Annotated in this window: 14 protein-coding genes; 11 read left to right on the top strand and 3 right to left on the bottom strand. The window is 68.7% G+C overall.

Annotated elements, in window-relative coordinates:
* Positions 1-331 precede the first annotated feature (331 nt).
* The 5 genes from AC07PA_RS27490 to AC07PA_RS27470 all read left to right on the top strand — a co-directional run bounded on the left by AC07PA_RS27490 (position 332) and on the right by AC07PA_RS27470 (position 3,735).
* Complete coding sequence (locus tag AC07PA_RS27490; RefSeq protein ID WP_494609737.1) at positions 332-1,483, top strand: hypothetical protein; 1,152 nt, start codon at positions 332-334, stop codon at positions 1,481-1,483.
* A 366-nt stretch (positions 1,484-1,849) separates the two neighbouring features.
* On the top strand, positions 1,850-2,302 hold the full coding sequence (locus tag AC07PA_RS27485) for an Hsp20/alpha crystallin family protein (protein ID WP_145699214.1): 453 nt from the start codon (positions 1,850-1,852) through the stop codon (positions 2,300-2,302).
* A gap of 39 nt (positions 2,303-2,341) precedes the next feature.
* Positions 2,342-2,764 carry an Hsp20/alpha crystallin family protein gene (locus tag AC07PA_RS27480; protein WP_494609736.1) on the top strand — a complete coding sequence of 141 codons (423 nt, stop codon included), beginning with the start codon at positions 2,342-2,344 and terminating at the stop codon, positions 2,762-2,764.
* A 43-nt stretch (positions 2,765-2,807) separates the two neighbouring features.
* A complete protein-coding gene (locus tag AC07PA_RS27475) occupies positions 2,808-3,335 on the top strand; it encodes an Hsp20/alpha crystallin family protein (RefSeq protein WP_494609735.1) in 528 nt (175 codons plus the stop codon).
* Positions 3,336-3,498: 163 nt separating this feature from the next.
* The gene (locus AC07PA_RS27470) at positions 3,499-3,735 is read left to right on the top strand and encodes a hypothetical protein (RefSeq protein WP_494609734.1); all 237 of its coding nucleotides are present in this window, start codon (positions 3,499-3,501) and stop codon (positions 3,733-3,735) included.
* A gap of 66 nt (positions 3,736-3,801) precedes the next feature.
* Here AC07PA_RS27470 and AC07PA_RS27465 read toward each other — a convergent pair whose 3' ends face one another.
* Entirely contained in the window at positions 3,802-4,854 is a 1,053-nt protein-coding gene (locus AC07PA_RS27465) for a GlxA family transcriptional regulator (RefSeq protein WP_494609733.1), read from the bottom strand.
* 216 nt (positions 4,855-5,070) lie between these two features.
* Here AC07PA_RS27465 and AC07PA_RS27460 point away from each other — a divergent pair, with 216 nt between their 5' ends.
* Together AC07PA_RS27460 and fghA are read left to right on the top strand one after the other, a co-directional pair.
* Positions 5,071-6,186 carry an S-(hydroxymethyl)glutathione dehydrogenase/class III alcohol dehydrogenase gene (locus AC07PA_RS27460; RefSeq protein WP_035206466.1) on the top strand — a complete coding sequence of 372 codons (1,116 nt, stop codon included), beginning with the start codon at positions 5,071-5,073 and terminating at the stop codon, positions 6,184-6,186.
* A 13-nt stretch (positions 6,187-6,199) separates the two neighbouring features.
* Positions 6,200-7,060 (top strand): S-formylglutathione hydrolase, encoded by an 861-nt coding sequence (gene fghA / locus AC07PA_RS27455; protein ID WP_494609732.1) that lies wholly within the window; start codon positions 6,200-6,202, stop codon positions 7,058-7,060.
* A gap of 15 nt (positions 7,061-7,075) precedes the next feature.
* Here fghA and pcp read toward each other — a convergent pair whose 3' ends face one another.
* Positions 7,076-7,729 carry a pyroglutamyl-peptidase I gene (gene pcp / locus AC07PA_RS27450; RefSeq protein ID WP_494609731.1) on the bottom strand — a complete coding sequence of 218 codons (654 nt, stop codon included), beginning with the start codon at positions 7,727-7,729 and terminating at the stop codon, positions 7,076-7,078.
* A gap of 112 nt (positions 7,730-7,841) precedes the next feature.
* On the opposite strand from pcp, the gene AC07PA_RS27445 reads away from it, so the two are divergent.
* The 4 genes from AC07PA_RS27445 to AC07PA_RS27430 all read left to right on the top strand — a co-directional run bounded on the left by AC07PA_RS27445 (position 7,842) and on the right by AC07PA_RS27430 (position 12,458).
* Entirely contained in the window at positions 7,842-8,783 is a 942-nt protein-coding gene (locus AC07PA_RS27445) for a LysR family transcriptional regulator (protein ID WP_494609730.1), read from the top strand.
* Between the two features lie 228 nt (positions 8,784-9,011).
* Positions 9,012-10,787, top strand: a complete 1,776-nt coding sequence (locus AC07PA_RS27440; RefSeq protein WP_494609729.1) for a phosphoethanolamine transferase — start codon at positions 9,012-9,014, stop codon at positions 10,785-10,787.
* Between the two features lie 142 nt (positions 10,788-10,929).
* The gene (locus tag AC07PA_RS27435; protein WP_494609728.1) at positions 10,930-11,220 is read left to right on the top strand and encodes a putative quinol monooxygenase; all 291 of its coding nucleotides are present in this window, start codon (positions 10,930-10,932) and stop codon (positions 11,218-11,220) included.
* Between the two features lie 11 nt (positions 11,221-11,231).
* Positions 11,232-12,458, top strand: a complete 1,227-nt coding sequence (locus AC07PA_RS27430) for an L-dopachrome tautomerase-related protein (protein WP_494609727.1) — start codon at positions 11,232-11,234, stop codon at positions 12,456-12,458.
* On the opposite strand, the gene AC07PA_RS27425 is transcribed toward AC07PA_RS27430, so the two are convergent.
* Positions 12,415-13,320 carry a LysR family transcriptional regulator gene (locus tag AC07PA_RS27425; RefSeq protein WP_494609726.1) on the bottom strand — a complete coding sequence of 302 codons (906 nt, stop codon included), beginning with the start codon at positions 13,318-13,320 and terminating at the stop codon, positions 12,415-12,417. The genes AC07PA_RS27430 and AC07PA_RS27425 overlap by 44 nt on opposite strands.
* Between the last annotated feature and the right edge of the window lie 682 nt (positions 13,321-14,002).

Genomic DNA, 14,002 nt, shown 5'->3' with positions numbered 1-14,002 from the left:
GAGCAATTTGGGCTGTGGGCTAGACTTCCGCTTTCGGCCAGCAGCGGACGTTCACCTGTGCTATCCACCGCCGCTGGGCACCGCAGGGTGCTGCCCCGAAAAAAAAGTCGCCCGAAGATCGTACACACCACGGCCGCCGCGCGGGCCTGCCCCACCCATCGCCCAATCTCACCCAACTGGGTGCGCGCGCTACCTTTGTGACACCCGACACAGACGGATCACCGCTGTTCGACAAAGATTGGTCTACCCCCTTACGTGCGCACCGCACCGCTGCGCGCGCTGCACAAGGCGGGCTGTCTTTTTTATCATTTGAACCGAGAGGGTTTCGACCATGCCAGTGACGACCACCGCCGCCCCCCCAATGTCCAGCCCTTCGCGCGCCCCGCGCCAGCGTCAACAGCACCCCCGCAGTGGCCGCGCACCTGCGGCCCGCCTGGCGCTGGCGGCACTGCCGCTGTTGCTGTTGGTGGCATGCGGTGGCGGTGGTGACGATGCCGAGCCGGTGACCCCGCCGCCGGTGGTGGTGCCCGTCACCGGCTACACCGTGGGAGGTACCGTCGCAGGCCTGGGCGAGGGGCGCAACCTGGTACTGCAGGTGCAGGGGGCAGACGATTTGACCGTTGCCGCCAACGGCAGCTTCGTGATGGGGCGCCGCTTCGAGAGGTCCGGCATTGCCGTCGTCACCGTGGCCTCGCACCCCGAAGGCCAGCGCTGCAACGTGGCGCAGCCAACGCAAGTCGTGAACGAAGCCAACATCACCAACGTGTCCGTGCGCTGCGAGACCCTGCCCGCCGGCACCCGCAACCTGAGCGGCGTGGTCACGGGCCTGGTGCCGCGCAGCCCGCTGGTGCTGCAGAACAACCAGGGCGACGACCTGACCATCAAGGCCGATGGGCGCTTTTTCTTCAACACGGCGGTCGCCAGCGGCGCCACCTACGCGGTGCAGGTGCAGACGCAGCCGGCCGGCCAGACCTGCAGCGTGGCCAACGCCAGCGGCACGGTGGGCAGCAGCAGCGACGTGCGCTCGGTGCAGGTCACCTGCACCGGCCTGCCCCAGGCCGCGCCCGAGGGCGCCTGGGCTTCCGAGTATTGCTCCTCGGGCTTCGACGTCAGCACGCGCGAGTATTTGAACATTGTGCGTGAAGGAGATTTGCGTGCCATCGCTACCCAGGGCTCGGTAACCAGGTGGGGCCTGTTCTGCAGCCCCGGCAGCGAGGCGCTGACCGGCCGGCCAGCGGTACGCGTCGAGTTCGACCGGCAGGAAACCCGCGGCTCCCTCACCGCCTTCTGGGGCATGCAGACCAGCAGCGCGGGCACCAAACGCGTGGTGTGGGCGCGCAAGGGTCCCTACCTGTGCCTGCTCCCGCGCAAGACGTTCGACCAGCCCGACCCCGTCAAGGACTACCCCACCATCGCTAGCGTGGAGCAGGACACGGACGAGTCCATCCAGGCGAAGGTTTGCTATTTGAAGTCGCCCAGCTGAGGCGCCTGGGACAAGGCAGGCCCGGGGCCAGGCCGGAGTGCGCTGGCCGGCTGCCGGCCGTTGCACCCTGCCCGGCAGGTGCCTGCCCGCAGACGCTGTGGCTCCACCTGCGCTGTCCACAGAGCTGCTTGCGCTTCGGGCCACCATCGCGCACGTAGATGGCGGGCGGAGGGGGCCGTGGCGCACCTGTTGCGCCTTGCGCATTTTTGTAGCCCGCCCGCAGGCTGCGCCGCCTGTGAAGGCAGGATTTCAGACCTGCAAAAAACCCTCTTGAAACTCTTTTGGCCGGCTCTATTTTTCCTTCCGAGCCGGCCAGGACGGTGTCCTGCCGGTGTGTTCATCAACCCACCCCTTGGAGGACCCACCATGTATGCATCGCTGTTGAATCATCCAGGCAGCCTGTTCGGTCATTTCGAGCGGCTGCGCCGTGAACTCGACGACGTGTTCGGCGCTGCCAGCCTGCCGAGCGCCATCCGATCCGTTGCCTCTGGCACCTTGCCGGCCCTGAACGTGGGGCGCACGCCGTCGAGCGTGGAGGTGTATGCCTTCGTGCCCGGCCTGGATCCGTCGAAGATCGACGTGGACCTGGACCGGGGCATTTTGCGCATCTCGGGCGAGCGGGCCAGCACCATTCCGCAGAACGACTCCAGCGTGCAGGTCTATGCGCGCGAGCGGCGCAACGGCGCGTTCTCGCGCACCGTTTCGCTGCCGGACGACATCGACCCCGAAAAGGTGAGCGCGAGCTACCGGGACGGCGTGCTGCAGGTGAGCATCGCCCGCAAGGAAGCGCCCCAGCCCACGCGCATTGCCATCCACTGAAGGCCGACGGAACCCACAAACCATCGAGGAGAACCCATCATGACGCAGCAACAGCAACAACAAGTCGCCACCACCACCGGCGCTGCCGCCGCCAACGCCCGTGGCAACAGCGCGGTGGAGCAGGATCTGCAGCATTCGGTGCTGCCGGCCGTGGACGTGTTCGAGAACCCGCATGGCATCACCTTGCTGGCCGACATGCCCGGCGTGCCGCGTGAGCAACTGGATATCAAGGTGGAGGGCGAATCGCTCTTGATCGAGGGCACGGTGCAAACCCGCATGCCGGAGGGCCTGGAGGCGGTGCATGCCGAGGTGCGCGTACCGCGCTACCGCCGTAGCTTCGTGCTCAGCCGCGAGCTGGACACCGCCGGCATCCAGGCACAGCTCAAGGATGGCGTGCTGTCACTGCACATTCCGAAGAAGGCCCATGCGCAGGCGCGCAAGATTCCCGTGGCGATCCACTGAGCTGCGGGGGGGCACACAACACCACCATTGCCGGAGAATGAACATGAACCCTATGGCAGCAAAACCTAAGCAGGGTGTGGGCTCCCTGTGGAGCGAAATGTCCAGCAGCTGGCGTGGCCTGTTAGCCCGGGCCCGGCAGGCCTGGGTCCAGCACAAGCCGCCGCTGCGGGCGCCAGTTGGCCGAGCAGCCGATGATGAAGCCGGCCCGTTGCGCAACCCGGTGTCACGCATCAAGGGCTGGGCCTTCATGTCCGCCGCGGTGCTGGAGGATGAGCGCGCAGTGATCGTGCGGATCGATGCGCCGGGCATGCAGCGCGAGGATTTCAGCATCGAGGTGCAGGAGCGCGCGCTGAAGGTGCGGGGCGTGCGGCGCTCACAGTTCCACCAGGCCCGCACAGGCGGGTGGCAGGTGTCGCAGTGGGCTTACGGCTCGTTCTGCCGCTACCTGGCACTGCCTGCGCGCGTGCAGGCCGCGCAGGGCGTGGCCGTGTACCGCGACGGGGTGTTGCGCATCGAGATACCGAAAGCCGAGCGCGATGCCGTGAGGCACATTCCGGTGCGGTCAGCCTGACCGCGGCCAGGGCCCTGTGGGAGCAGCAGCGGGACCAGTAGGCCCGCAGGCTCCCAAGGGGTTGCGCGGCGGGCCGTCTCACTCAACGCGCCGACATGGTTCTTGAAATCACCATGGCAGCCCTTATTTCCACGGGCATCAAAAAAATTCTGGAGCACATGCCATGCCTATCGAGTTCCTTCGTGAAATTGCCGATGCCGAGTTGCCGCTCGGTGTGTCGGACGAGGGCCAGATCGACAAGCTCAGGGTGTTGGCGGCTGCGGGGATGGTCACGGCATCGTTGCCGCCAGCGGGCACTGGCGGGCCGGCCCAGGTGCTGACCGTGACGGGCCTGGGTCGCGCCACGCTCAAGGTGCGCGAGTTGCGCCGGCAGGAGCCCCTGCTGATGCACTTCACCTGAGCCCCAGGGGGCACGGCCCGGGCCGTGCCCTACCCTTGTTTCAGTCCCGCTCAGGACTGCTGCGATTCAGCGGCGCCCCGGCCCGCCAAACCGCTCCCGATACGCCTGCGGCGTGATCCCCAGGTGCCGCACAAACAGCTGCCGCAGCGCCTGCTCCGACCCCATGCCCACGCGCGCGGCCACGGTTTTCAGCGGCAAAGCGGCCTGCGGCTGGGATGTTGACTCCAGCAACCGCCGCGCCCCTTCCAGCCGCGCGGCATCGACAAACGCCGATGGAGTTTGCCCCGTCTCCTGCACGAACACCCGCCGAAAGTGCCGCTCGCTCATGGCCGCGCGGGCGGCCAGAGCGGCCAGGGGCATGGGCTCGGCCAAGTTCTCAAGCACCCAGGTCTGCACGGCCTGGATGTCGCGGTGGGCGGTGCCCTGGCTGGCCAGTTGCACGCTGAACTGGGATTGCCCGCCGGGGCGCTTGAGGTACATGACCAGGTCGCGCGCCACCTCCAGCGCCAGGGCGTGGCCAAAATCTTCTTCCACCAGGGCCAGGGCGAGATCGATGCCGGCGGTGACGCCGGCGGATGTCCACAGCGCGCCGTCGCGCACGTAGATGGCGTCGGGGTCCACGTCGATGGCGGGGTAGCGCTGGCGCAGCAGGGCGGCCACGCTCCAGTGGGTGGCGGCGCGCCGGCCGTCGAGCAAACCGGCGGCGGCCAGGAAGAAGCTGCCGGAGCACAGGGCGATCATGCGGCCCACCCGCGGGGCCACGCGGGCGGCCCAGGCGACGAGGTCGGGCGAGGCGGCGAGCACCTGCTCGATGTTGCGCGAGCCGACCAGCACCACGGTGCAGCCGGGGCCGCCCTCTCCTTCTTGCTGTCGTTGCTCCAGCTCGGCAAGGGTGTGGGTGGCCGTGAGGGCCATCAGGGTGTCGGACTGCACGGCCCCCGCCTGGGCCGCGACCACGCGCACCACGTAGCCGTCGGGCCGGCCGTGCTGGCGCAGGTGGACGTTGGCGTAGTCGAACACGGACATGGGGCCCACGGCCTCCAGCGCCTTGAAGCCGGGGTAGACGACGAGGTCGATGCGGTGGGGCTGGCCGGCGGGGTGGTGATGGTGCTGATCCATGGGGTCGGGGATGCGGGAAACGGCGCCCGACTATACGGGAGGCCATGTCCGCCAAGGCCATGAACGATGGAATTCGGCCATACCCCCAAGGTCTGCGGCCATGGGTTTCTGCATGCGCTGCACATGGCCTACAGTCATGCAGTCCACCCGTGCCCGGAGGTCGCAGAACCTCAGGCCCCCTCCCCTTTACCAACCCATTACCCCAACACCATGACCATCAAATCCAAAGCCGCCGTGGCCTTCAAGGCCGGAGAACCCCTGCAGATCGTCGAGATCGACGTGGCGCCGCCCAAGAAGGGCGAGGTGCTGATCCGCATCACCGACACGGGCGTGTGCCACACGGATGCCTTCACCCTGAGCGGTGACGACCCCGAGGGCCTGTTCCCCGTGGTGCTGGGCCATGAGGGCGCGGGCATTGTGGTGGAGGTGGGCGAAGGCGTGACCAGCGTGAAGCCGGGCGACCATGTGATTCCGCTGTACACCGCAGAGTGCGGCGAGTGCCTGTTCTGCAAGAGTGGCAAGACCAACCTGTGCGTAGCGGTGCGCGCCACGCAGGGCAAGGGCGTGATGCCCGATGGCACGACGCGTTTCAGCTACAACGGCCAGCCGATCTACCACTACATGGGCTGCTCGACCTTCAGCGAGTACACGGTGGTGGCCGAGGTGTCGCTGGCCAAGATCAACCCCAAGGCCAACCCCGAGCAGGTGTGCCTGCTGGGCTGCGGCGTGACCACGGGCCTGGGCGCGGTGAAGAACACGGCCAAGGTGCAGGAGGGCGACACGGTGGCAGTGTTCGGCCTGGGCGGCATTGGCCTGGCGGTGATCCAGGGCGCCAAGCTGGCCAAGGCGGGGCGCATCATCGCCATCGATACCAACCCGAGCAAGTTCGACCTGGCCAAGACCTTTGGTGCCACGGACTGCATCAACCCCAAGGATTTTGACAAGCCGATCCAGCAGGTGATCGTGGAGATGACGACCTGGGGCGTGGACCATTCGTTCGAGTGCATCGGCAACGTGAACGTGATGCGTGCGGCGCTGGAATGCGCGCACCGCGGCTGGGGGCAGTCGGTGATCATCGGCGTGGCGGGTGCGGGGCAGGAAATCTCGACCCGCCCCTTCCAGCTGGTGACGGGCCGCAAGTGGCTGGGCACGGCCTTTGGCGGCGTGAAGGGCCGCAGCGAGTTGCCCGGCATGGTGGAAGACGCCATGGCCGGCAAGATCCAGCTGGAGCCGTTTGTGACGCACACCATGGGCCTCAAGGACATCAACGAAGCGTTCGATTTGATGCACGAGGGCAAGTCCATCCGCTCGGTTGTGAAATACGCCGCTTGAGGCTCTGCTGAACATGTCCACGTCGTTTGAACTGCTCAGCGAGCACGCCTGCTTTGGCGGCGTGCAGCGCTTTTACCAGCACGCCTCCACCGAGATCGGGCTGCCAATGAAGTTCTCGGTTTACCTGCCGCCAGCGGCGCAGCAGGGGCCCGTGCCGGCCCTGCTGTACCTGGCGGGGCTGACCTGCACCGAAGAGACCTTCATGGTCAAGGCCGGGGCGCAGCGCCTGGCGGCCGAGCTGGGCCTGGCGCTGATCGCGCCCGACACCAGCCCGCGCGGCGCCAATGTGCCGGGCGAAGCCGAAAGCTGGGACTTTGGCGTGGGCGCGGGCTTCTACCTCGACGCCACGGCCGAGCCCTGGGCGCGCCACTGGCGCATGGAAAGCTATGTGATGAAGGAGCTGCTGCCGCAGGTGGCGGCGCAGCTGCCCGTGGATGGCGAGCGCCTGGGCATCTTCGGCCACTCGATGGGTGGGCATGGCGCGCTGACGCTGGCGCTGCGCCACCCGGGGCGGTTCAAGAGTGTGTCGGCGTTTGCGCCGATCTGCGCGCCCACGCAGTGCCCCTGGGGCGAGAAGGCCTTCACCGGCTACCTGGGTGCGGACCGCACGGCCTGGATCGAGCACGATGCCACGGTGCTGATGCAGCACCAGCCGGTGGCGCCCTACCCTGAGGGCATCCTGATCGACCAGGGGCTGGCCGACAAGTTCTTGCCCACGCAGCTGAACCCGCGCCTGTTTGAGGAGGCCTGCCAGGCCATTAGCCAGCCGCTCACGCTGCGCCAGCACGCGGGCTATGACCACGGGTACTACTTCATCCAGAGCTTCATGGCGGACCACCTGGCGCACCACGCCGGGCTGCTGGCAGCGGGCTGAAGGCTGGGCGCGCGGTCAGTGCACCGCGCCGCCGCCGGCCTTGATGTCATGCGCCACCGCGAGCGAGGTGGCGGCCATGGTGCGCACCGCCTGTGTCACCGTTTCGCGGGCCAGGCTGGGCGCGCCGGGGTGGTGCGTGGCCATGCTGGGCAGGTAGGGCACATGGATGAAACCGCCACGCAGGGCCGGCCTGCGCGTGGCGATGTGGTGTGCCAGCGCGTAGAAGATGGCATTGCAGTTGTAGGTGCCGGCCGTTTGCGATACCGATGCGGGAATGCCCTGCTCGCGCAGCGCCGCCACCAGCGCCTTGATGGGCAGGGTGGAGAAATACGCGGCCGGGCCGCCGGGCACCACGGGCTCGTCCACCGGCTGGCGACCCGCGTTGTCGGGGATGCGCGCGTCCACGATGTTGATGGCCACGCGCTCCACCGTGATGTCGGCGCGCCCGCCGGCCTGGCCCAGGCAGAGCACCAGCACCGGGTCGAGCTCTTCGATGGCGGCGATCAGCACGGGGCCCACCTCGGCAATCACGCAGGGCAGCTGGCGTGCCACCAGGCGGTAGTCGCCGCCGATGCGCTCGCCATCGAGCACGCGCACGGCCTCCCAGGAGGGGTTGATGGTTTCGCCATCGAAGGGTTCGATGCCGGTGATGAGGATGTTGCGGGTCATGGGGTGGCCATCCTAGGCCGGAGCGCGCCGGCAGGGAAATGGATTTCCGGCATGCGTCGTATCCACGGCGTGAATGGAGGGTGCTGCATTGCACTTGGGTTAGATTGAGGCCATGAACCTCGCCGCGATGGACCTGAACCTGCTGCTCACGTTCGAGGCGCTGTACGAGACCGGCAGCGTGACCCTGGCCGGCCAGCGCCTGAACCGGGCGCAACCCTCGGTGAGCAATGCGCTGGGCCGGCTGCGCCACGCGTTCCAGGACGAGCTGTTCGTGCGCACGGCCGACGGCATGGTGCCCACCGAGCGCGCGCAGGCGCTGATCCCCGGCATTGCGCTGGCGCTGGAGCAATTGCGCCGCGCGCTGGCACAGGGCCTCGACTTCGACCCGCTGGCCGCGCAGGGCCGGCGCTTCACCATGGCCACCAGCGACTATGCCGACATGGTGCTGGTGCCGCACATCGTGGCCCTGCTGCGGCGCGAGGCGCCCGGCGTGGCGCTGCGCGTGGCGCGACTGAACCGCGAGACGGTGTACGAGCAGCTCGACCAGTCGGGCATCGACCTGGCGATTGGCGGCCTGCTCGATCCGCCCAAGCGCATGCTGCAGCAGCGGCTGTACGAGGAGCGCTTTGTCTGCATCGGCGACTGCGAGCGGCTGGGCCCGCCGCACGAGGCCCTGGACCTGGAGACCTACCTGGGCCAGCCGCATGCGCTGTTCGTGCCCAGCGACAACGGGTCGAGCAGCGGCGTGATCGACGTGCACCTGGCACGCCTGGGGCGCGAGCGGCAGGTGCTGGCCACCTTTGCGCACATCGCGGCACTGCCCTTTGCCGTGCGCGGCACCGACCTGCTGGCCACCATGGCCGAGCGGGTGGCGCGCCTCATGGCGCCCGAGGGCACGGCCATCCGCGCCCTGCCGCCGGAGCTGCAGGACACGGCCTTCGGCATCGACATGGTCTACGGCCGCCGCTCGGAAAACGACCCCGCGGCCCGCTGGCTGCGCGCCCTGGTGGTGCGGGCGGCGCTGCAGGTGGACGACAACGCGCCAGGGGACTGACCGCACGGGGCCAAGCAAGCGCTAAGGGGACGCTAAGACGGCGTTAATGTGCACTTAAGTCTGGGGCGGGAGACTGCCGCCCATGCCCCAGATCCTCGTCCGGCCCGGCCCTTTTTCCGTCTCCTCCAGCCCCCACGCCGCGGGGGCAGCACTGCTGCAACAGCAGCAGAACCAGCGACGATCTGGCGGTAATGCGCCCGTAAGTCCCAGGCCCGGAGACTGCCCTCCATGCGCCTGACCCTGCCCCCGCCGCAGCCTCTGCTGCAGTCTCCACCCTCCGCCCCGCACGCCACCCGCCCGCTCCCCTCGGCACCGCCGCGGGCGCTGCACCCGGCCTGGGCGGTGCTGCTGGTCAGCCTGTGGCTGGCCACGGTGTGCAACGTGCCGCTGTGGCGCGAGGTGGCGGCGCTGCCCGGCCAGGGTAGCCTGCGCGGCTGGGGCTTTGCGCTGGCCTTCGGCGCCATCGTCACGGCGGGCAATGCAGGGCTGCTGGCCTTGCTGGCCTGGCGCTGGACACTCAAGCCCGCGGCCGCGCTGCTGGTGCTGATGGCGGCGTTTGGCGCTTACTTCATGCTGGCCTATGGCATCGCCATCGACGCCAGCATGCTGACCAACGTGGTGCAGACCGATGTGCACGAGGCCGGCGACCTGCTGAGCCTGCGCATGCTGCTCACCGTGGCCGCGCTGGCCGCGCCGCCGCTGGTGTGGCTGGTGCGCACGCCGGTGCGGCGCCTGTCGCCGATCAAGCAAGCGGGGCACAACGCCTTGCTGCTGGCGGGCTCCGTCGTGGTCATTGTGGCCAGCGTGCTGCTGGTGTTCCAGGATTTCTCGTCCACCATGCGCAACCACACCAAGCTGCGCTATTTGATCAACCCGCTCAACAGCGTGTACGCACTGGGCAATGTGGCCACCAAGCCCCTGCGCATGGACAACCACACGCTGATCCCCGTGGGCCGTGACGCCCACCTGGGCGCCAGCTATGCGGGCCAGGCCAAGCCGCCGCTTTTGGTGCTGGTGCTGGGCGAGACGGGGCGCAGCGGCAACTTTGGCATCAACGGCTATGCGCGCGACACCACGCCGCTGCTGTCGGCCCGCGGCAAGGAGCTGGTGAGCGCGGGCAACGCCTGGTCGTGCGGCACGAGCACGGCGGCATCGGTGCCGTGCATGTTCTCGCACCTGGGCAAGAGCGGCTACGAGGGTCGCTCGGCCAACTTCGAGAGCCTGATCGATGTGCTGCACCATGCGGGCCTGGCCGTGCTGTGGCTGGACAACCAGTCGGGCTGCAAGGGCGTGTGCGACCGGCTGGGCGACACCAACACCGCCAACCTCAAGGACCCCGAGCTGTGCACCCACAAGGGCGAGTGCCTGGACCGCATCATGCTCAAGGACCTGGACGCGCGCATCGCCTCGCTGCCAGCCGAGCAGCGCCAGCGCGGCACGGTGGTGGTGATGCACCAGCTGGGCAGCCATGGGCCGGCGTACTTCAAGCGCTCGGCGCCCGATGCCAAGAAGTTTCTGCCCGAATGCGCATCCACCGCGCTGCAGGAGTGCAGCCGCCAGCAGGTGGTGAACGCGTACGACAACAGCGTGGTGGAGACGGACCGCTTTCTCGACGGCGTGCTGCAGTGGCTGGGCCGGCAGGACGCCACGGCCCAGACGGCCATGGTGTACGTGGCCGACCATGGCGAGTCGCTGGGCGAGAACAACATCTACCTGCATGGCCTGCCCTATTCCATCGCGCCCGATGTGCAAAAGCACGTGCCCTGGATCACCTGGCTCTCGCCCGCGATGCAGGCGCGCATCGGCGCCAGCACGGCCTGCCTGCAGCGCGACCTGCGCGAGCGGCGCATCACGCACGACCACTATTTTCATTCGGTGCTGGGGTTGATGGATGTGCAGACGGGGGCTTACCAGCCGGAGCAGGACATGTTCACGCCGTGCCGGGATGCGGGGGCGGCGCAGGCGAAGGCTGATGCGCCGGTGGCGGCGCAGCGCAAGTCCTGAACGGAGCGGCAACGCACGAGCGCGCGGAGCGCTCGGATTCTTTCCCTGGCGTGCACAGTCTGTGCACTGCAGACCGGTTTTTCAAACCGGCATGGCGACCTATCTTCGGTGATCCCATTCACCAGCAAGAAAGTTGTCTCCCATGCCGGATCTCATCATCGTTGCGCACGTCAAGGCCAAGCCCGGCCATGAAGCGGCGCTGGTTGCCGCCCAGGTCGAACTGGTCGGCGTTGTCCGCAGCCTGCCGGGCTGCATTGCCTACGAACTGCACGAAGCCGAGGGCACGCCCGGCGAAGTGGTCTTCTACGAGCGCTGGCGCGACCGCGCGGCGTGGGAGGCACACATGGCCGGGCCCCACATGGATGCGTTTCGCGCCAACGCGGGGCCGATGATCGGCGTGTTCGAGCTGTTCCAGATGCGGCAGGTGGCTTGATGGTGGTGCGTGTGCTGAACACCCCCCTGCTGCGCGCCGCGGCAGTCGCCCTGGCTGCCGTGCTGGCCGCCACGTCCACGGCCCATGCGGGCGATGCCCCGGCGCTCGAGCGCTGGCGCTCGTACACCGGCGTGAGCTGGGACCCCAAGGCCCCTGCGGCAGGCCGGTTTGCGAACTCGGTCAATGCACCGATTGCCGGGCTGCATTTCGACGCACGGGGCCGCGCCTTCGTGAGCACGCCGCGACTGGTGTCGGCCGATGCGCCGGCCACGCTGAGCATTCTGGACACCCGCGCCCAAAGCGGCCCAGCGCGGCTCACGGCCTTTCCGTCGCAAGCCGCCAATGCGGTCGGCGGCCCCGGGGGCGCGGTGTTGCGCAATGTGCTGGGCTTTTACGTGGACCGGCACAACCAGTGGTTGTGGGCGCTGGACATGGGCTTTGTCGCGGGCGAGAAGGTGGCGCCCGAGGGCGCACAGAAACTGGTGGTGCTGGACCTGCGCACGGGCCGTACCGTCAAGGCCATTGCGCTCGATGGCGTGGCCGACCGCACGGGCAGCTTTCTGAACGACGTGGCGGTGGACGAGCGCCGCAAGGTGGCGTACATCGCCGACAGCGGCATGCGCAGCGCGCCCGACAACCAGGTCGGCCTGATCGTGGTGGACTTTGCCAGCGGCCAGGCGCGCCGCGTGCTCGACAAGCATGCCAGCCTGCAGATCGAGCCGGGGGTGAAGGTCGTCTCGCACGGCGAGGAGGTCTGGCCCGGCAACCCGCTGCTGCTGGGCATCAACGGCGTGGCACTGTCGCCCGATGCGCAGACGCTGTACTGGACGGTGACCACGGGCACGCGCCTGCGCGCCGTGCCCACGGCCCTGCTGCGCGATGCGGGCGCCAGCGATGCCGAGCGTGCCGCCGCCATCCGCGACCTGGGCGCGGTGGGCGGCAACACCGATGGCATCGTGGCCGATGCGGCCGGCCGCGTGTACATCACCGACGTGACGCGCAACGGCATCGTGCGCTACGACCCTGCCACCCAGGCCCTGGCCCTGCTGGCCGCCGATGAAGGTGTGCAGTGGCCCGACACGCCGGCCATCGGCCCCGGGGACGCGCTGTACTTCACGTCGAGCCGGTTGAACCACCACTTTGCGGGCGCGGTGAAGGCGGGGGAAGAGCGCTACGAGCTGTGGCGGCTGCCGATCATCCAGCGGGCAGGTGCTGCCCGCGCGCGAACCAGTCCTTGAGAAAGGCCACGCACAGCGAGACCTTGCGCGGCACCAGCCGCCGCTCGGGGTAGATGGCGTAGAGCACCAGCGGCGGGCGCTCGACAGTGGGGAACAGCTCCACCAGGGTGCCCGCGGCGATCTCTTCGCGCGCCACGAAGTCGGGCAGCACGGCAATGCCCAGGTCGGCCATCACCAGGCGCTTGAGGAAGAGCGTGCTGTTGGCGCGCATGCGCGGGGCCACGCTGACATGCGTGTCGCCCGCCCAGCGCAGCGGCCAGCGCGCGCCCGCCGTGGCGTAGGCATACGCAAAGCAGGCATGGCCCGCCAGGCCATCGGGAGACCCGGGGTGGCCCTGGCGTGCCAGGTAGGTCGGCGTGGCGCACACGTGCAGTTCGAACGCCGCGATGCGCTGGGCCGTGTAGCTCGAATCCTTGGGGTCGGTGGTGGCGCGCAGGCCCAGATCGAAGCCCTCGGCCAGCAGGTCCACGTGGCGGTCGCCGAGTTCCAGGTCGAGCTCGACCTGCGGGTGCGCAGCCGCAAAATCCGTGAGCGCCGCACCCAGGTCGGCCAGGCCCAGGGCCATGGGCGCGTTCAGCCGCAGGCGGCCCGCAGCCGCGCCTGCCGCACCTGCGGCCTCGGTGTCGGCCTCTTCCACGGCCAGCAGCACTGAGCGAGCCCGCTCCACATAGGCGGCGCCCACCTCGGTCATGGACACGCGGCGCGTGGTGCGGTGCACGAGGCGCGCGCCCAGGGTCGCCTCCAGCTCGGCAATGGCCTTGCTGGCGGCGGATGCGGACATGTCGAGCTCTGCCGCGGCGGCGGAGAAGCTTTCGAGCTCTGCCAGGCGGATCAGCAGGCGGAAGGTGGCGAGTCGTTCCATGGCCTGGACTGTAGCCGGGCTGGGCGGGTGCAGAGGGTTTCAAGGGGATGGCACGGCCAACTGCCGCTTTGAGGGCGTGCTTTGGTTGAAGGCGGAGGCCGGGATGTGCGCCCGGCGGCGCACCTACCTTCTTTTGCTTCGCCAAAAGAACGTAGGCCAAGAAAAGGCGACCCCGCTGCCCGTGTCCCCCTCGCCGGTGGCGAGGGGGCAGCCTGCGATGCTCGAAGCTGGGGTGCGCCTCGCAACTCACTGCGTTCCCCCTGCGGGTGAACTCCGTTCGGACATCTGCGGCGAGTCAGATGACGAAGCGCGCGTGTCCTTCGGCACACGCGCCACCCCAGCTTCTGTGCTTCTCGGCACGGTCAGAAGGGGGTGGGAGCGGGCTCCACACGGGCCATTGCTTCGCTCGGCCTGTGGTCCGTCGCTACGCTCGGCTCGCCAGGGCGATCGCGCCCACACCGTCGGCAGCGCACAGCGCGAACCGACCCCAGGCGCAGCTGCGCAGCAGCAGCCGTCCCTGACCCCGCTCCCCACCCCTGCTGGCTGCGCCGAGAAGCGCAGGAGCTGGGGTGGGTGCGTGTGCCGCAGGACACACGCACTTCGTGAACTAGTGTGCTGTCCCGCAGATAACTGGCATTAGTCGTGCATGCCTTTTGGGTATCCTTGCAACGGAGATACCGCA

Source organism: Acidovorax sp. GW821-FHT09B03 (genome assembly GCF_059418305.1).
This window is presented reverse-complemented; position numbering and strand designations above follow the sequence as displayed.